General features: G+C 72.2%; 18 protein-coding genes. 11 read left to right on the plus strand and 7 right to left on the minus strand.

What is annotated here, in order from left to right:
- Window positions 1-220 precede the first annotated feature (220 nt).
- The 5 genes from Q5722_RS00080 to Q5722_RS00100 are packed head-to-tail and all read left to right on the plus strand — an operon-like array spanning window position 221 to window position 3,881.
- Window positions 221-1,195 (plus strand): ParA family protein, encoded by a 975-nt coding sequence (locus Q5722_RS00080; protein ID WP_305026177.1) that lies wholly within the window; start codon window positions 221-223, stop codon window positions 1,193-1,195.
- On the plus strand, window positions 1,180-1,527 hold the full coding sequence (locus tag Q5722_RS00085) for a hypothetical protein (RefSeq protein ID WP_305026178.1): 348 nt from the start codon (window positions 1,180-1,182) through the stop codon (window positions 1,525-1,527). Before Q5722_RS00080 ends, Q5722_RS00085 begins: the two co-directional genes overlap by 16 nt.
- Window positions 1,524-2,453 carry a segregation and condensation protein A gene (locus Q5722_RS00090; RefSeq protein ID WP_305026179.1) on the plus strand — a complete coding sequence of 310 codons (930 nt, stop codon included), beginning with the start codon at window positions 1,524-1,526 and terminating at the stop codon, window positions 2,451-2,453. Before Q5722_RS00085 ends, Q5722_RS00090 begins: the two co-directional genes overlap by 4 nt.
- The gene (gene scpB / locus Q5722_RS00095) at window positions 2,446-3,078 is read left to right on the plus strand and encodes an SMC-Scp complex subunit ScpB (RefSeq protein ID WP_305026180.1); all 633 of its coding nucleotides are present in this window, start codon (window positions 2,446-2,448) and stop codon (window positions 3,076-3,078) included. The genes Q5722_RS00090 and scpB overlap by 8 nt, the downstream gene beginning before the upstream one ends.
- Complete coding sequence (locus tag Q5722_RS00100; RefSeq protein WP_305026181.1) at window positions 3,075-3,881, plus strand: pseudouridine synthase; 807 nt, start codon at window positions 3,075-3,077, stop codon at window positions 3,879-3,881. The genes scpB and Q5722_RS00100 overlap by 4 nt, the downstream gene beginning before the upstream one ends.
- Before the next feature lie 9 nt (window positions 3,882-3,890).
- Here the strand turns inward: Q5722_RS00100 and Q5722_RS00105 are convergent, their stop codons facing one another.
- Window positions 3,891-4,454, minus strand: a complete 564-nt coding sequence (locus tag Q5722_RS00105) for an NYN domain-containing protein (RefSeq protein ID WP_305026183.1) — start codon at window positions 4,452-4,454, stop codon at window positions 3,891-3,893.
- An 83-nt stretch (window positions 4,455-4,537) separates the two neighbouring features.
- Here Q5722_RS00105 and aroH point away from each other — a divergent pair, with 83 nt between their 5' ends.
- From aroH to Q5722_RS00135, 6 genes are all read left to right on the plus strand, one after another.
- Window positions 4,538-4,942, plus strand: coding sequence for a chorismate mutase (gene aroH, locus Q5722_RS00110; RefSeq protein WP_305026184.1), 405 nt, complete (start codon window positions 4,538-4,540; stop codon window positions 4,940-4,942).
- Window positions 4,935-6,023 carry a prephenate dehydrogenase gene (locus Q5722_RS00115; protein ID WP_305026185.1) on the plus strand — a complete coding sequence of 363 codons (1,089 nt, stop codon included), beginning with the start codon at window positions 4,935-4,937 and terminating at the stop codon, window positions 6,021-6,023. Before aroH ends, Q5722_RS00115 begins: the two co-directional genes overlap by 8 nt.
- A gap of 40 nt (window positions 6,024-6,063) precedes the next feature.
- Window positions 6,064-6,741 (plus strand): (d)CMP kinase, encoded by a 678-nt coding sequence (gene cmk, locus Q5722_RS00120; protein WP_305026186.1) that lies wholly within the window; start codon window positions 6,064-6,066, stop codon window positions 6,739-6,741.
- A 10-nt stretch (window positions 6,742-6,751) separates the two neighbouring features.
- On the plus strand, window positions 6,752-7,447 hold the full coding sequence (locus Q5722_RS00125; protein WP_305026187.1) for a lysophospholipid acyltransferase family protein: 696 nt from the start codon (window positions 6,752-6,754) through the stop codon (window positions 7,445-7,447).
- Window positions 7,444-8,835, plus strand: coding sequence for a ribosome biogenesis GTPase Der (der, locus tag Q5722_RS00130; RefSeq protein WP_305026188.1), 1,392 nt, complete (start codon window positions 7,444-7,446; stop codon window positions 8,833-8,835). The genes Q5722_RS00125 and der overlap by 4 nt, the downstream gene beginning before the upstream one ends.
- Window positions 8,836-8,978: 143 nt before the next feature.
- Complete coding sequence (locus tag Q5722_RS00135) at window positions 8,979-10,292, plus strand: sigma-54-dependent transcriptional regulator (RefSeq protein WP_305026189.1); 1,314 nt, start codon at window positions 8,979-8,981, stop codon at window positions 10,290-10,292.
- Here the strand turns inward: Q5722_RS00135 and Q5722_RS00140 are convergent.
- From Q5722_RS00140 to Q5722_RS00165, 6 genes are read right to left on the minus strand one after another with little or no spacing between them, the layout of a single operon-like run.
- Window positions 10,289-10,840 (minus strand): hypothetical protein, encoded by a 552-nt coding sequence (locus Q5722_RS00140; RefSeq protein ID WP_305026190.1) that lies wholly within the window; start codon window positions 10,838-10,840, stop codon window positions 10,289-10,291. The genes Q5722_RS00135 and Q5722_RS00140 overlap by 4 nt on opposite strands.
- Window positions 10,841-10,849: 9 nt before the next feature.
- Window positions 10,850-11,983, minus strand: a complete 1,134-nt coding sequence (locus Q5722_RS00145) for an amidohydrolase (RefSeq protein ID WP_305026191.1) — start codon at window positions 11,981-11,983, stop codon at window positions 10,850-10,852.
- Window positions 11,980-12,765, minus strand: a complete 786-nt coding sequence (locus tag Q5722_RS00150; protein WP_305026192.1) for an amidohydrolase family protein — start codon at window positions 12,763-12,765, stop codon at window positions 11,980-11,982. The genes Q5722_RS00145 and Q5722_RS00150 overlap by 4 nt, the downstream gene beginning before the upstream one ends.
- Window positions 12,762-13,787, minus strand: a complete 1,026-nt coding sequence (locus tag Q5722_RS00155; protein WP_305026193.1) for an aminotransferase class I/II-fold pyridoxal phosphate-dependent enzyme — start codon at window positions 13,785-13,787, stop codon at window positions 12,762-12,764. The genes Q5722_RS00150 and Q5722_RS00155 overlap by 4 nt, the downstream gene beginning before the upstream one ends.
- Window positions 13,780-15,396, minus strand: coding sequence for a hypothetical protein (locus Q5722_RS00160; protein WP_305026194.1), 1,617 nt, complete (start codon window positions 15,394-15,396; stop codon window positions 13,780-13,782). Before Q5722_RS00160 ends, Q5722_RS00155 begins: the two co-directional genes overlap by 8 nt.
- Before the next feature lie 12 nt (window positions 15,397-15,408).
- Entirely contained in the window at window positions 15,409-16,713 is a 1,305-nt protein-coding gene (locus Q5722_RS00165; RefSeq protein ID WP_305026195.1) for a hypothetical protein, read from the minus strand.
- Between the last annotated feature and the right edge of the window lie 7 nt (window positions 16,714-16,720).

Consider the following 16,720-nt stretch of genomic DNA (forward strand, 5'->3'; position numbering starts at 1 on the left):
CGTTCGCGCGGCGTTTCCTCCACAGATTGCTCCACAGGCAACGAGATCCTGTGCACTCAAGCGGGGGCGATTCCACACGTCGTGCACAGATTTCCGTAGCCCCGGTGGACAACCCTCACCCGCCTTGCGACGCGCGAGACGGCCTCCCTAGAGTCCGCATCAACTCGGCGAGTTGTCGCCGAGTCGACAAACGGACCACGACCTCGAGGAGAGCTGGCAGATGAGCGGATTCACCCCCACGGGAACCACCGCGACCGAGATGCCGCCCCTCGTGCGTACGCCGGCCGCACCCGAGACCGCAGGAGCGACCGTGAGCGCCTTCCCGACCCCGACCACGACGCCGGCCCTGACCGGCGAGATCGGCCCGACCGGCCGCCCGCTGCCGGTCTTCCCCGACCCCAAGCCGCTGACCACGCACGGCAACGCGCGCATCATCGCGATGTGCAACCAGAAGGGTGGCGTCGGCAAGACCACGACGACGATCAACCTCGGTGCCGCGCTGGCCGAGTTCGGACGCAAGGTCCTGCTCGTCGACTTCGACCCGCAGGGCTCGCTCTCGGTCGGCCTGGGCCTCAACCCCAACGACATCGAGGTCGGCACCTACCAGCTGCTCATGGACCCGGCCACGACGTTCGACGACGTGGTCGTCGAGACCGGCGTCGAGGGCATGGACCTCCTCCCGGCCAACATCGACCTGTCGGCCGCCGAGATCCAGCTCGTCCACGAGGTGGGCCGCGAGCAGGTCCTGGCCAGCAAGCTGGCCCCCGTGCGCGACCGCTACGACGTGATCCTGATCGACTGCCAGCCGTCCCTCGGCCTGCTCACCGTCAACGCGCTGACCGCCGCCCAGGGCGTGATCATCCCGCTCGAGTGCGAGTACTTCGCGCTCCGTGGCGTCGCACTGCTCAAGGACACCATCGACAAGGTCAAGAGCCGCCTCAACCCCGGCCTGCAGATCGACGGGCTGCTCGGCACCATGTTCGACGGCCGCACGCTGCACAGCCGCGAGGTGATGGAGACCCTGGTCAAGGGCTGGAGCGACATCGTCTTCCACACCGTCATCCGTCGTACGGTGAAGTTCTCCGACTCCACCGTGGCCGGTGAGCCGATCACGACGTACGCCTCGACCTCGTCCGGCGCCGACCAGTACCGCCAGCTCGCGAAGGAGGTGGCCGCACGGTGTCTCGACGCGTGAGCATGCCGGCGGCGGACGACCTCTTCCGTCCGACCGCCGCGTCACTGCAGGCTGTCCCGAACGTCGGCAGCGCGGCGCCCGCGCCCGCCCCCGAGCCGGCTCCGCAGGGCCGCAAGACGTCGTCGGGCCGGGTCCGGCACGACGAGAAGATGACCGTCTACATCACCTCCGACGAGCTGATGGACATCGAGCACGCCCGCCTGGTGCTGCGGCGTGAGCACGGCATCGCCGCCGACCGCGGCCGCGTCGTCCGTGAGGCGGTCGCGCTCGTGCTCGCCGAGTTCGAGGCGCACGGCGAGGACTCCGCACTCGTCCGCCGCCTGACGCGATGACCACGATCTCGGAGGAGGCCGGTGACCGAGCACCGGTCTCCTCCGCCCGGTCCGGGGCTGACGGTGCCGACCTGCCGCCCTCGGACATCGAGGGAGCGGCGGAGTCCGGCGGCTTCGCGGTCCGGCTCGACAACTTCGAGGGGCCCTTCGACCTGCTCCTGTCGCTGATCTCCAAGCACAAGCTGGACATCACCGAGGTCGCCTTGTCGAAGGTCACCGACGAGTTCATCGCCCACGTGAAGGCGGCGGGCGACGCCTGGGACCTCGAGCAGACGACGTCGTTCCTGCTCGTGGCGAGCACGCTGCTCGACCTCAAGGCCGCGCGCCTGCTCCCGCAGGGCGACGTGGAGGACGAGGAGGACCTCGCGCTCCTCGACGCCCGCGACCTCCTCTTCGCCCGGCTGCTGCAGTACAAGGCGTTCAAGCAGGTCGCGTCGGTCTTCGAGGCGCGCATGGCGGGTGAGGAGAAGCGCCACGCACGGGCCGTCGGGCTCGAGGAGCGCTTCGCCTCGCTGCTCCCGGAGGTGCTGATCGGCATCGGCCTGGAGCAGTTCGCGGCGCTCGCGGCCAAGGCGATGGCACCCAAGCCGGTGCTCGCGCTCCCGACGCACCACATCCACCAGAACACCGTCTCCGTCCGTGAGCAGGCCGCGCTCGTCGTCGAGCGCCTCAAGCGCTCGGGCACGCTGACCTTCCGCGCCCTCTGCGGAGACGCCCCCGACACGCTGACCCGCGTGGCCCGGTTCCTGTCGCTGCTGGAGCTCTACCGCGAAGGCGCCATCGCCTTCGACCAGGTCTCGCCGCTGGGTGATCTGTCGGTGCGCTGGACCGGCGACGACGACACTGACTTCGAGATCGACGAGTTCGAGGGCGCGCCGCTCGACCCGACCGACGACGTACCCCTTCCGGAGGAGAGCGATGACTGAGCCGACCGACGTGGCCGCCACCGACGCGGTGGTGGGCGAGGAGACGACGCTCGCCGTGGCCGTGGCCGATCTCAACCCGGCCCTGGAGGCGATCCTGATGATCGCCGACCAGCCGCTCGACTCGGTGACCCTCGCCTCGGCCGTGGGCTACCCGGTCGAGGAGGTCGTCGGCGCGCTCCAGACCCTCGCCGAGGAGTACACCGAGCAGGGACGCGGCTTCGAGCTGCGCAACGTCGCCGGAGGCTGGCGCTTCTACACCCGCGAGGAGTACGCCGCCGTGGTCGAGGCGTTCGTCCTCGACGGACAGCAGGCGCGGCTGACGCAGGCGGCGCTGGAGACGCTCGCGGTCGTGGCCTACAAGCAGCCGGTCTCGCGTGCCCGGGTCTCCGCGATCCGTGGCGTCAACGTCGACGGCGTCATGCGCACGCTTCTCGCACGCGGCCTGGTCGAGGAGGCCGGCAGCGACGACCAGACCGGCGCCAACCTCTACCGGACCACGAGCTACTTCCTCGAGCGCATCGGCGTGACGTCACTGGAGGAGCTGCCCGAGCTGGCGCCGTTCCTCCCCGAGATGGACGACCTCGAGGACGAGCTCGCGGCGGCGTTCGCGGAGGGCTCGGCGTGAGCGACGACATCACGAAGCCCCCGAAGACCTCGCGGCACACCCGGGCGCTCGTCGAGACCGACGAGGACGGCCTGGTCCGGCTGCAGAAGTTCCTGGCGCAGTCCGGCGTCGCGTCGCGCCGCAAGTGCGAGGAGCTCATGCTCGACGGGCTGGTCGAGGTCGACGGTGAGGTGGTCACCAAGCTCGGCACCAAGGTGGACCCGCACACCGCGGTCATCCACGTCGACGGCAAGCGGCTTCCGCCCGTCTCCGCCCACGTCTACCTCGTGCTCAACAAGCCGCGGGGCGTGGTGTCGACGATGAGCGACCCCGAGGGGCGTCGCACGCTCACGGAGTTCGTCGAGGACCGCCCGGAGCGGCTCTTCCACGTCGGCCGCCTCGACACCGACACCTCCGGCCTGATCCTGCTCACCAACGACGGGGAGTTCGCGCACCGCATGGCGCACCCGTCGTACGAGGTGGACAAGACCTACGTCGCCGAGGTCGACGGCGAGGTCTGGCCCTCGACGCTGAAGCAGCTGCGCGGGGGCGTGTCGCTCGAGGACGGTCCGGTGCTGCCCTCGAAGGTGAAGCTCATCGCCGGTCCGAAGGGCAACCCCACCGGCCGCTCCATCGTCGAGATCACCCTCCACGAGGGCCGCAACCGCATCGTGCGTCGCCTCATGGACGAGGTCGGCCACCCGGTGCGCCGGCTGACCCGCACGTCGTTCGGGCCTGTGCTGCTGATGGGCCTGGGTCTGGGCAAGGTCCGCGAGCTGACCGACGACGAGCTGGGCGCGCTGCTGGACTCCGTCGGCCTCTGACGGCTCCGCTCAGAGCAGGAACTGCGCCGGGTCGAACTCGTGGATGGGGATGATCCGGATCCGGGGGAGCGACTCGGTGAAGGCCTGGACGTCGTACTCCAGGTCGAAGGTCTCCAGACCGGCAGAGACCAGCTGCTGGAAGGCGCTGTTGCGGAACTCGGTGAAGCCGGCGACACCGACCCGGCGGCCGTCGAGGAGCTCGTCGATCTCGTCGACGAAGTCTCCGTCGTTGCTGACCAGGATGACGTCGTCGTCGCGCTCGCGCAGCGCGTCGAGCGTGCGCTGGATGGCGATGTCGACGACCTTCTCGCCGGGAGCACCGGAGAGGGGCACCGGCCGGTAGCCGATCGCGATCAGGGCCTGCACGAACGCCATCGGCAGGTTCTCGTTCGCGGCGAGGAAGAAGAGACCCGCCACGGGCTGGCGCCAGTGCTCCTCGGCGAACTGCAGCACGCGGTCCCACCGGGGGCGCTCGTCGGCGCGTGGACGCCGACCGAGGATGTTGCCGCCGAGGGTGGCGTCGATGTTCTCGCCGTCGACGAGGACGTAGGTGGTGCGCGGTGCCTCAGCCATGTCCCGGACCCTACTGCTGCGCAGCGGCATCCGGGTGGAGGCCGCTAGGGTTGCCCCCAATGTCAACGTCTTGAGGAGGACCCGTGGCAGTGCGCGCGGTGCGAGGCGCCACCCAGCTCGACAGCGACACCCGCGAGCAGATGCTCGACCGGGTCGCCGAGATGGTGCGCGGCGTGATGGAGAGCAACGACATCACCGTCGACGACTTCATCTCGATCATCTTCACCTCCACCTCCGACCTGACCAGCGAGTTCCCGGCGTACGCCGCCCGGGTGCTCGGCTTCCACGACGTCCCACTCGTGTGCGCCCGCGAGCTCGAGATCGAGGGTTCGATGCCGCGGGTCGTGCGGATGATGGCGCACGTCGAGACCGACCTGGCGCGCGCGGATGTCACCCACGTCTACCTCCACGGCGCCGCCAACCTCCGTCGCGACCTGACCAAGGTCCGCGAGGTGCCGGACGACGAGACCGCTGCGACGGATGCCTGAGGTCGACCGCGGTCCGGCGGCCCTGGTCGGCCCCGTCCGCATCATCGGTGCCGGCCTGCTCGGTGCCTCGATCGGCCTCGCGCTGCGGGCCCGCGGCCTCGACGTGCAGCTCGAGGACCTCGACCCCGCCAACTTGCGCACGGCGAGCGGCCTCGGAGCCGGCGTGCCGGTCGCGGGTGACGAGACCGAGCCCCAGCTCGTCGTGGTCGCCGTCCCGCCCGACCACCTCGCCGGCGTGATCGAGGGAGCGCTGGAGGCGCACCCCGGCGCGGTCGTGACCGATGTCGGCAGCGTGAAGTCGGGACCGCTCGCGACGGTCGCCGCCCATGCCGACGTGGCGCGCTACTGCGGCAGCCACCCGATGGCGGGTACCCAGCACACCGGCCCGCTCACCGCGTCGGCGACGCTCTTCGAGGGCCGCCCCTGGGCGATCACGCCGCACGCGTCGACCACACCCGAGGCCACGCAGGTCGTGACCGGGCTCGCCGAGCTCACCGGCGCCATGCCGCTGACCTTCGCCCCCGACGAGCACGACCTCGCCGTGGCCCGCACCAGCCACGTGCCGCACCTGATGTCGGCCCTCGTCGCCGGCCGTCTCGCCGACGCGCCCGAGGGGCACCTCGCCCTGTCCGGACCGGGGGTCCGCGACGTCACCCGCGTCGCTGGCACCGATCCGGGCATGTGGCTCCAGATCGTCCCCGCCAACGCGCCCGCGATCCTGGAGCTGCTGGGGCAGATCCGGGCTGACCTCGACCGGCTCGAGTCGGCGATCCAGGACGGCGACCGCGAGGCGCTGCGCGGCGTCCTCGCCAACGGCGTCGCCGGCACGAAGGCGATCCCGGGCAAGCACGGCGGGCCGGTGCGACCGACGACCTCCCTCTTCGTCCACGTACCGGACCGTCCCGGCAACCTGGCCCGGCTCTTCGCCGACGTGGACGCGGTGGGCGTCAACATCGAGGACGTCCGCATCGACCACGACCCTGCGCGTGCCGGTGGACAGGTCGAGCTCGTCGTCGACCAGGCGCGCGTCGAGGACCTGACGGAGGCGCTCGACGCGCGAGGATGGGCCCTGCACCAGTAGGTGCGGTGCCGGGGGTGCCGGAGCAGTAGGCTCCGGGCTCATGAGCAGCGCCCCCACCCTCGCCACCATCGTCGTCGCCATGGACGGGCCCTCCGGCTCGGGCAAGTCGAGCACGTCGCGTGGCGTCGCCGACCGGCTCGGTCTGCGCTACCTCGACACGGGCGCCATGTTCCGTGCGATGACCTGGTTCATGCTGGAGCAGGGTGTCGACCTGACCGACGCCGCGGCGATCGCCGCGCTGGCGGACAAGCCCGCCATCGTCTCCGGTACGGACCCGCTCGCGCCCACCATCACGGTCGACGGCACCGACGTGGCCGAGGCGATCCGCGGCGAGGCCGTGACCGGTGCGGTCAGCCCGGTCTCGGCGGTGCCCGAGGTGCGTGCCCGCCTGCTGCAGCTGCAGCGCGAGATCATCGGCGCCGGCGGCATCGTCGTGGAGGGCCGTGACATCGGTTCCGTCGTCGCGCCCGATGCGCCGGTGAAGGTGTACATGACCGCCGATCCGGCGGCCCGGGCGGCTCGCCGGGCACTCGAGGAGGGCGGCACCGACGCGGCTGCCGTGGAGGCGAGCCTCCTCGCCCGCGACAAGATCGACTCCAGCCGGGCCACGGCGCCGCTCACCATGCCCGAGGGTGCGCACCACATCGACACCACGCCGTTCACCCTCGACGAGGTGATCGGGCAGGTCGTGGCGCTCGTCGAGGCCGCGACCGCCTGATGGCTCCCGCATGAGCGCAGGGGCCGTCGTCCCGCGCACCGGGCTGCTGCGCGGAGCGCGACCCGCGGCGCGGTGGCTCGTCCGGCGCCGGTACGACGTGCACCTGCACGGCGCGGCCCGGGTGCCGTCGTCCGGCCCGGTGGTCCTGGCCAGCAACCACGTCGGCTTCCTCGACGGCCCGCTGCTGGCGACGTTCGCCCCTCGGCCCGTGCACGCGCTGGCCAAGCGTGAGCTGTTCGCCGGTCCGATGTCGCCCTTCCTGCGGGCGGCCGGTCAGATCCCGGTCGACCGGACGCACCCGGACCCGGCGGCTGTCCGCTCGTGCCTGGCGGTGCTCGCCCGCGGGGGCGTCGTCGGCATCTTCCCCGAGGGTGCGCGTGGGGCGGGGGAGTTCGAGGAGGTCCACGGGGGAGCGGCGTACCTGGCGCTGGTGACGGGTGCGCCCGTGGTTCCCGTCACGCTGTTCGGCACGCGGGAGCGCGGAGCGGGTTCGGAGAGCCTTCCCCCGAAGGGCGCTCGCGTGGACATGGTCTTCGGAGCCCCGTACCGTTTGCAGGCGGTGTCGTGGCCGCGGACCCAGGAACAGGTCGGGTCGGCCACGGTGTCGCTGCGCAGCCACCTCCTGGCTGCGCTCGAGGACGCGAAGGTCCTCACCGGGCGGGAACTTCCCGGCACCCTTCCAGCTGAACAGGACGACCACGCATGAGCGACGACTACACCGGCGCGACCCTCCCCGCAGGCTTCGGCGACGACGAGGAGACCGGCCCCGTTCCGGTCCTCGCGGTCGTGGGCCGCCCCAATGTCGGCAAGTCGACGCTGGTCAACCGGATCATCGGCCGTCGCGAGGCCGTCGTCGAGGACCGTCCGGGCGTCACCCGCGACCGCGTCCCGTACGACGCCAGCTGGAACGGCCGCGCGTTCACCGTCGTCGACACCGGCGGCTGGATCCCGGACGCCGAGGGCCTGGCGCTCAACATCGCCGCCCAGGCCGAGATCGCGGTCCGCCTCGCCGACGCGGTGCTCTTCGTCGTCGACGCCACGGTCGGCATCACCGACGACGACGAGGCAGTCGTCAAGATCCTCCGCCAGGCGAAGAAGCCGGTCATCCTCGCGGCCAACAAGGTCGACAACCTGGCCCTGGAGGCCGAGGCCTACTCGCTGTGGAACCTCGGCCTGGGCGAGCCCTACCCGATCTCCGCCGCCCACGGCCGCGGCACCGGTGACCTGCTCGACGTCGTCCTGGAGAAGCTTCCCGAGCCGCCGCCCGAGCGCGAGGGCAAGGAGGTCGGCGGCCCCCGCCGCATCGCGATCGTCGGTCGCCCCAACGTCGGCAAGTCGTCGCTGCTCAACAAGCTCGCCGGCGAGAACCGCGTCGTCGTCGACAACGCCGCCGGCACCACGGTCGACCCGGTCGACGAGCTGGTCGAGTTCGGCGGGCGCGAGTGGCGCTTCATCGACACCGCGGGTATCCGCAAGCGGGTCAAGGAGGCCTCGGGCCACGAGTACTACGCCAGCCTGCGCACGGCCACCGCGATCGAGCGGGCCGAGGTCTGCATCCTGGTGCTGGACGCCGAGCAGAGCATCGCCGAGCAGGACGTCCGGATCATCCAGATGGTCCGGGAGATGGGCAAGGCGCTGGTCATCGCCTTCAACAAGTGGGACCTGGTCGACGAGGAGCGCCGCTACTACCTCGACCGCGAGATCGAGCGCGAGCTCGTGCAGGTCCAGTGGGCGCCGCGGATCAACATCACCGCGCGCACCGGCTGGCACATCGACCGCATCGTGCCCGCGCTCGACAAGGCCCTCGAGGGCTGGGAGACCCGGATCTCCACCGGCACGTTCAACGCCTTCCTCGGCCGCCTCGTGCAGGAGCACCCGCACCCGGTCCGCGGTGGCAAGCAGCCCCGCATCCTCTTCGGCTCGCAGGTCTCCGTCGCCCACCCGACGTTCAAGCTCTTCACGACCGGCAAGCTCGACGCCGGCTACGAGCGCTTCATCGAGCGTCGCCTCCGCGAGGAGTTCGGCTTCGTCGGAACGCCGATCGAGATCAAGGTGCAGCCGCGCGAGAAGCGGAAGGGCACGCACAAGCGCTGATTGGTTGCATCTTCCTCGATAGCGGAGAGCGCCATTGATCACCCGAACGGGCTATTGGGGCCCCGGGGACCGGCGCTGCCATTCTCGTGGGAGCGGCGCGATGCCGTGACGTGGACGGGGACCACCACCGGATTCGGGGCGGCGTGGCAACGATCATCGGACACCCAGGTGCAGTCGAGGCGGCAGAGCTCTGCCGGGCCCTCGACGATGCGGGGCTCTCCGGAGCCGGCGACGGGTACGTCGTCGCGCTCCACGACCCGGCGCAGGGTGTGCCGCTCCGGCCCGAGCCGGGCCGGAGGCTGCTCGTCGTCACGCCGTGCACCGCGACCACGCCACAGGTCTGGGCCCTGGTCCGGGGCGGGGCGTCGGACGTCATCAGCTGGGTGGGGCCCGAGGCGGCCGAGGCCGTCGTACGCCGGATCCAGCGGTGGAAGGCGGTCGACGAGGTCGTCGCCTCGCCTGCCGTGACGGACCTGATCGTGGGCTCGAGCCCGGAGCTCAGGGCCGCGCTGACCGAGCTCGTCGAGCTGGCGCTGTTCGGGTCCGGCCCGATCCTCGTCATCGGGGAGACCGGCACCGGCAAGGAGCTTGCTGCCCGCCTCGTGCACGCCGTCGGCCGGGCGGCGGGGGAGCTGGTGGTGCTCGACTGCACGACGATCGTGCCCTCGCTCTCGGGCAGCGAGCTGTTCGGCCACGAGAAGGGCGCCTTCACGGGTGCCGACCGGGCCCGCGCCGGGGCGTTCGCCGCCGCGGATGGCGGCACCCTCTTCCTCGACGAGATCGGCGACCTGCCGCTGGGCCTGCAGGCCGAGCTCCTGCGTGTCGTGCAGGAGGGGACCTACAAGCGGGTCGGCGGCGACGTGTGGGCGCGGACGTCGTTCAGGCTGGTGAGCGCGACCAACCGCGACCTCGCCGCCGAGCAGGCAGCGGGGCGCTTCCGGAGCGACCTCTTCCACCGCATCGCCTCGGGCGTCGTGCGGCTGCCGGCGCTGCGAGAGCGCCCGGACGACATCGAGCCACTCTTCCGCCACTTCCTGCGGGAGGCCTCCTGCGGTGCCGAACCGGACCTCGCCCCGGCGGTGTCGGCGCTGCTGCAGGCACGGGCCTTCCCGGGCAACCTCCGTGAGCTGCGCCAGCTCGCCTTCGCCGTCGCCGCGCACCACGCCGGTCCCGGGCCCGTGACGCCGGGTGAGATCCCGGCCCGCTACTGGCCCGCCGCCGACGCCGACGTACCGCACGGGTTCCAGCCGCCGCTGGAGGCCGCAGTTCGCGCCTGCCTGCGCTGCGGTGTCGGGCTGAGCGAGATGAAGGCGATGGTCGGAGACCTCGCCGTCGATCTGGCGCTGGCCGAGCACGGCGGCAACGCGCGACGCGCCGCCGCGGCGCTCGGCGTGACCGACCGGGCGATCCAGCTGCGGAAGCAGGTGCCCAGGCAGCGCCAGCCGACGGATCACTAGCTGCCGTACCGCGCCTCCAGCTCGAGCTCGGTCGCGAGCTCGTGGAGGAACTCCGCGAGCTCGTGCTGGAAGTCGGGCCCGTGGGCGGCCGACGACTTGAGCGCAAGCGGGGGGATGCCGATGCGGGCCGCGTAGTGCGAGCGGACACGTCGCTCGATGAGCCCGCCGAGCAGGGAGGGACAGTCACGGCGCTGGATCGTCTGCAGCGCCTCGGCGAAGTAGAACTCGCCGAGGCTGTACCAGGGGATGCCTGCCGGCTTCACGCCAGTGAGCGCCCACTGCTTCAGGAGGGTGGAGTCGGGTGCGAGCACCTCGTAGTAGCCGTCGCGTGCCGAGGCGCGATAGGTCACGAGTTGGGGGCGGATCGCGATGCGCTGGGCCGGTGACACCGCAAGCAGCCGCCTGCGCAGCTGTGCGACGCCGGCGGAGATCCCCGAGCTGGTGTGGGGCTTGATCTCGCCGATCACCTTGGCCTGGGGGAACGGGTCCCGGGAGCGGTTGGGCGCCCCCGCTGGAGTGGGCAGGAATCGCTGCGTGGACGTTGTCATGTCGGCTCCTCAGGTCCGGTTCCAGATGTCGAGGGTCAGGTGTGCCAGCAGGGCCGCACCGTCGAGGACGGCGCGGTCGCCTGCGGGGGAGACGGCGGCGCGTGCGAACTCGGCCGAGTGCTGGGGGACGGCACCGATGCCGAGCTTGGGGTGCAGTGCGGGCACGAGGTGGCTGACGTTGCCCAGGTCCGTGCTTCCCGCGGTCAGGACGTCGGACTCGCGCGGCGGCAACGGATGGCGGCCGAGGCTCCGCAGGTGGACCTCGGCCCGGGACGCCAGCCACGGGTCGCTGCGCACCTCGCGATAGGTCGGGCCGTCGGGCCGGACCGCCACGGAGCAGCCGGTGGCGAGCGCGCCGGCATCAGCCGCACGGCGTACGACGGCGGCGAGGGCGGGCAGCCTGCGTGCCTCCGCCGCGCGGGTCATCACCCGCAGCAGCGCACGGTCAGGCACGACGTTCGGGGCTCTGCCGCCCTCGGTGAGGACGGCGGTGACCTGGTCACCGAAGGCGAGTGTCGGCCGGGCCGCCCGCAGCGCGTCGTAGGCGAGCAGGGCGGCGTCGAGGGCGTTGCGGCCCTGCTCGGGTGCCATTGCGGCGTGGGCTGCCCGCCCCCGGAAGGCCACGCGCCACGACGCCGCGGCGCGGAAGGTGGCGCGGACCTGGTCGTTCGGACCCGGATGCGCGAGCAGTGCCGCGGCGGCCCCGTCGAAGGCGCCCCGGGCCAGCAGCTCGATCTTGCCGCCACCGCCCTCCTCCGCCGGCGTACCCAGGACCACGACCCGGCCGCCCCGCCGCGCAGCGAGCGGTGCGAGCACGGCGCCGGCACCGGCGGCGGCGCTGGCGATGACGTTGTGGCCGCAGCCGTGGCCCAGACCCGGCAGCGCGTCGTACTCGCAGCAGAGGACGACCAGGGGACCGCGCGTCCCGGCGTGCGCTACGAAGGCGGTCGGCAGGCCGTGGGCACCCCGGCTGACTGCCAGACCTGCCCGCTCGAGGGTGCTGGCCAGGACGGCGCTCGAGCGGTGCTCGCGCCAGGCGAGCTCGGGATGGTCGTGCAGGTCGTGCGAGAGGGAGAGCAGCTGGGGCGCCAGCGCGCGGACGGCCCCCGCGATGTCGGCGCGTTGCGGCGTGAGGGTCGTCATCGTGCTGCTCCGGCCCGGAGAGCCACACGCCGTGCACGGAACCTGCTCCGGGCCGGCGCCGTCAGCCGCAGGACGTTGCCCGCCAGCACCTGGGCCTGACCGGCCGCGTCGAACGGGAGGGCACGGGCCTTGGCCAGCTCGACCGCGGGATGCAGGAAGGGCCCGTCGCTGCCGAAGAGGATCTTGCCCGGGCCCGCTCGCCGCGCCGCGTCCTCCAGCAGGTCGAAGTACCGCACCCCCGAGGTGTCGGTGAAGAGGTTCGGGAGCCGCACCAGCTGGTCGACGAACGCGCACTGCGCCTTCCAGTCGTCGGCGAACGACGAGAGGTGCGGGACCACCCACGCGACGTCGGGATAGGACCGCACGACCATCTCGACCGTGGCCGTGTCACCGGCGGGGTCGTACAGCACGGGCAGGTGCCAGCGCCGCGCCGCCTCGGCGACCTCGCGGGTGATGCGGGCGTCGTGCGCGTGCACCTTCAGGCCGCAGAACCCGTCCCGGAGCACGGCCGTGGCCACCCGTTCACCCACCTGGCCGGCCTCGGTACGGGCGTTGACGAACAGGTACCCGAGCAGCCCCCGGTGCTGCCGCAGGAGTCGGGCGACCTCTGCGTTCGCCCGGGGATAGTCCGAGGTGAGGGGCGCCATGATGACCGCGCCCCGGATGCCGGCCGGCCGCGCCCGGGCGAGGTACGTCGCCAGGGAGGCCCGCGTGTCCCAGGGGCCGCGCAGCCCGTCGCCCGTGCCGATGTGCACGTGGGCGTCGATCACCAGGTTGCTCATGCCGCCACCTCGCCGACGGCGCGCGTCAGGGCACGGTCGAGGCGGTCGAGCTCGCCCGGGCCGAGGTCCGCCCGCAGGCAGAGGGTCAGCGTCGGCCGTCCGGTGCAGCGGCCGCGCGTCGCCAGCGTCCGGACGCCCAGGCTCGCGAGGCGTCGCTGCAGCTCGAGCGGGTCGACGCGGCCACCCTCGGTGCACACCACGGCGAAGGGGACGCCGAGCGGTGCCAGGCCCAGCCGGACGAAGGTGGACCGGACCCGCTGGACATGACTTCCGAGCCGGCGCCGGCGGCCCGGTGTCGTCGGGTCGGCCAGTGCCTGGCGCAGGGCATCGACGTCGCACGCCGACGCCGGGCTGCTGTGCGTCCGGGTGGGACCGTCCCGCCGGAGTCGCGTCACCAGGTCGGCCGGCCCGAGGACCGCGGCGACGGGTGCGGCGTACCCCTTGGCGAGCGAGGCCGCCACGAGCATGCGCTCCGGGGCGGGCGCGAGCCAGCCCGCCGTCCCTGCGCCGCCGGGCCCGAGGCCGGCAGCGAGCGAGTCGTCGACGACGAGGTGCCCGCCGTGACGCGCGGCGACAGCGGCCAGGTCGGCGAGCGGGGCGGGACGGAGGCAGGAGCCGCACAGCCCGTCGGTCACCACCACGACAGGGCGTCCGGCGCGACGAGCCACGCGTGCGGCGTCGCGCACGTCCTGGTGCCGGAAGGTGAGCACGGTGCCTCCTTCGCAGGTGCCGGATCCGACGGCGGCGTCGGCTGCCCAGCGACCGACGGGGTAGATCGCCTCGTCGACGAGGAGCGCCGCGCCGCTGGGGGCGGTCGACAGGGCGTCGATGAGCGCGTGGAGGCTGGAGCGCGCCAGGACCGCGTCGGCGACGCCGACGGTCCGGGCGAGACGAGCAGCCACGTGGGTGTGGAGGGCCGGCTCGCCGACCACGGCCGGGCGGCCGGTGGTCAGCGGGCCGGCCGCCACGGCGGCGGGCCTCAGCCCGAGGAAGTGCCCGGAGGTGAGATCGACATCAGGCACGGATCCGGTTCCCGGCGAGCTTCCGCGCCAGCAGGGTCGAGGGCATCTCGGCGTTGGCCTCACGGGCCAGGTCCACGCCCGTCGCGGTGCGGTACGCCGCTGCGTACTGCTGGATGCTGCCGCGCAGGGCCTTCGCCCACGTCGCGGCATCGCCGGTGCCGTCGCTGGTGCCGACCCAGTTGCCGAGGCGGATGGTGAGGACGAGCTGCTCGCCGATCGAGGCGAGGTCGTGGAAGTGCATGATGCTCGTGTCCGTCCACCCCTGGATCGCCTTCATCGAGTCGACGCGGTCCATCCAGGGCTCGGGGTACGGCGTCATCGGCCGACCGCCGAGGAACTCGCGCATCTGCGGCTCGGCGAGGATGTCCTGCATCACGAGGAACTCCGCCCGTGCGGCGACGGCCATCTCTCCGTACTGGTTCTGGCTGCCCTGGCTGAGCACGATGTGGCAGTCACGCAGCGCCCGGTACAGGGGGAACGAGTCGGCCTGGATGGTCAGGTCGTCGAGCTCCTTGAAGTACTGGTGCGCGAGGAACAGCACCTGGTGGAAGGCGGGCAGGAAGCCGCTGCGCCGCTCGACCTCGACGCCGCCGCGGGGGACGGCGCGGCCGATCAGGTCGAAGCCGAGCTCGTACTTGTACTCCAGCGCACGGCGCCGGATCGTCATCCGGTGGACCTCGTCCTCCGCGAAGCCCCACAGCTTGTTGCGCAGCGGCAGCAGGGGAGTGACGTCGAAGCGGACGAGCGGGTCCCGTCCCGGCAGGCGGCGGTTCTGGAAGCGCGCCAGGATCACGTTGAGGGTCTGCACGAGCATGCCCTCCTCGAGCCAGTAGTTCCAGATCAGCTCGACGCCGGGCACACGATCCCGGGACCGCTCGACGGTCTTCCGGAGGTACACGGCGCGGTCGCCGACCACCAGCTCGTCGATCTCGCGCGCGTCCTGGCCGCCGGTCGCCGCGATGCCGGCCTCTGCCTCCTTCGCCGCGAGGTAGCCGGCGGGGATGAGGTCGTCATAGGCGGTGAGGTGCGAGGCGTCGGTGACGTAGCTGCGGGCGGCGTTGCGGAGCTCGACGTACTGGGCTCCGCCGAATGTCGGGAAGTCGTAGGTGAACCCGTGGGACCGCAGGTACTCCCGGAAGCCCAGGTAGGTCACCGCCGAGGGCCGGCTGGCCGTGGTGGTCACACCGTCGCGCACTAGCGAGATGCGCAGGGGCTCGCCGGCGTCGGCTGCCTCGGCGCCGATGCCCGCCGGGACGTTCTCGGCCACGCTGAAGGCATCCTCGTCGAGCACCTGCGCGGTCTGGACGAAGTCGAGGAACGCCACGTCGTCCGGTGACTGGGCGCCTTCCGGGCGGCCGTTGTAGAGCCGGACCGCGTAGTCGCCCTCCGGCACGGGGTCGAGGGTGATCGAGTGTTCCGAGGCGGGGCGCCGGGTGGAGGTCGGCGACTTGGGCCGCCAGCCTGCGGTGACCAGCACCTCCTCGTCGGTCTCGTCCGTCGCGAAGACGGCATAGGTGAAGGCCGACACCGCCGACTCGATCGCGATCTCGATCACGACAGCGTCGTCCGGCTCGAAGGCCCGGCTGACCGGCCTGATCTGGTTGGACATGGTGACTCCTTCTCAAGATGCGCGCTGGAGGGCGCGTCGGTGGGTGGTGACGTTCTCGGCGGTGCTCAGGCTGCTCCGCAGTGCCCATGCGCGGAGCAGCGCGGAGACGAGCTGCGTCTCGGCCTCGGGGTCGATCCGGCCGGCGGCTCGCGCCTGGCCGATGACCGCGAAGACGAGCGCGGGGCGTTGGCGGGCCATGACCCCGAGGTCTCCCTTCCAGGCCTGGTGGAGCGCGAGCAGCCGGGCCGGTTGCCGCTCGGCGAGGGGGAAGGTCTCCCGAAGGGGGCGTCCCTTCAGCGAGGCGGGGCGGTGGTTCACCAGTACCTTCACGAAGGCCGGGATCCCGGCTTCGATGAGCGCGAACTCCCGCTGCCGTTCGGGTGGCAGGGACGTGACCGGGTACAGCGCCTTCCACGTCCGCGCCATGTCGGCCCACTGCGGGTGCGGGTAGAGCTCCTGGCCGATCGCGCAGCTCAGCAGGACACGCACGTACGGGATCGGGTGCGGGTCGTCCCCGGAGGGGCGGAACACGAAGAAGCGAGGGAGGCTCACCACCGCCAGGAGGCCCAGGGTCGAGGAGATCCCGAGGGTGGCGACCGACCAGAAGTCGGCGACGATCTCCGAGATCCAGTTCTCCCAGTTCTTCCACACCGGGGCGGACGCACCGGCCCGCGCCCGGTGGCCGGCCAGCTCCTTGCGGAGCGACGGCACGAGGTCCAGCAGGGCGGCGCCCTGGTGGCCGACCTCGTGCACGAGCGAGGAGGCGATGCCGTGCCCCACCATCCGCTCACGGGGGACCCGGATGATGCCGGCGGGACTCAGGTCGCCACCGGGCATCTTGGTCTTCGCCCGCCGGATCGCGGCGCCGGGCCCCCGGGCGAGGTAGCAGACCAGGGGTGGAGGATCGGTGATGTACGGGTTGGTCACCAGCGCGTCCGCCGCGACGACGTCGAGCCCGGCGAGCCAGACCCCGGTGCGGTACTCGCTGCGCTGGGTCACGACCTCGGTGAACATGTCGAACTGGCTGAGGATGGCGTTGAACCGCATGCGGATGAGCACGAAGCGGTACTGCTGCTGCTCGGGCGTCGCCGTCCGGCCGGGTCCGCGCAGCCAGGCGAGGTACTCCCGCACCTGGTTGCGCAGCACCTGACGGCCGGTGTGCAGGAACCGTTCGATGTCGAGGCTCGCCCGAGGCGGCAGGCACGCAGCCGGGACCATCGTCTCGTGGAGTGCGATGGGCCGGATCTGGTCCAGGCGGGACAGCAGGGCCCGCGCCTCGAGGTCGAGCAGGGCGCTGCTCTGGCGGCGTACGTCCATGGGGTTG

The organism is Nocardioides jiangxiensis, assembly GCF_030580915.1.
GTDB lineage: Bacteria > Actinomycetota > Actinomycetes > Propionibacteriales > Nocardioidaceae > Nocardioides > Nocardioides jiangxiensis.

What these genes read in the sequence shown, in the direction of transcription:
- Q5722_RS00145 (WP_305026191.1), bottom strand. Translation starts at nt 11,983, where the DNA reads ATGACGACCCTCACGCCGCAACGCGCCGACATCGCGGGGGCCGTCCGC.
- der (WP_305026188.1), top strand. Translation starts at nt 7,444, where the DNA reads ATGAGCGACGACTACACCGGCGCGACCCTCCCCGCAGGCTTCGGCGAC.
- scpB (WP_305026180.1), top strand. Translation starts at nt 2,446, where the DNA reads ATGACTGAGCCGACCGACGTGGCCGCCACCGACGCGGTGGTGGGCGAG.
- Q5722_RS00165 (WP_305026195.1), bottom strand. Translation starts at nt 16,713, where the DNA reads ATGGACGTACGCCGCCAGAGCAGCGCCCTGCTCGACCTCGAGGCGCGG.
- Q5722_RS00080 (WP_305026177.1), top strand. Translation starts at nt 221, where the DNA reads ATGAGCGGATTCACCCCCACGGGAACCACCGCGACCGAGATGCCGCCC.
- Q5722_RS00115 (WP_305026185.1), top strand. Translation starts at nt 4,935, where the DNA reads ATGCCTGAGGTCGACCGCGGTCCGGCGGCCCTGGTCGGCCCCGTCCGC.
- Q5722_RS00105 (WP_305026183.1), bottom strand. Translation starts at nt 4,454, where the DNA reads ATGGCTGAGGCACCGCGCACCACCTACGTCCTCGTCGACGGCGAGAAC.
- Q5722_RS00125 (WP_305026187.1), top strand. Translation starts at nt 6,752, where the DNA reads ATGAGCGCAGGGGCCGTCGTCCCGCGCACCGGGCTGCTGCGCGGAGCG.
- Q5722_RS00160 (WP_305026194.1), bottom strand. Translation starts at nt 15,396, where the DNA reads ATGTCCAACCAGATCAGGCCGGTCAGCCGGGCCTTCGAGCCGGACGAC.
- cmk (WP_305026186.1), top strand. Translation starts at nt 6,064, where the DNA reads ATGAGCAGCGCCCCCACCCTCGCCACCATCGTCGTCGCCATGGACGGG.
- Q5722_RS00140 (WP_305026190.1), bottom strand. Translation starts at nt 10,840, where the DNA reads ATGACAACGTCCACGCAGCGATTCCTGCCCACTCCAGCGGGGGCGCCC.
- Q5722_RS00090 (WP_305026179.1), top strand. Translation starts at nt 1,524, where the DNA reads ATGACCACGATCTCGGAGGAGGCCGGTGACCGAGCACCGGTCTCCTCC.
- Q5722_RS00150 (WP_305026192.1), bottom strand. Translation starts at nt 12,765, where the DNA reads ATGAGCAACCTGGTGATCGACGCCCACGTGCACATCGGCACGGGCGAC.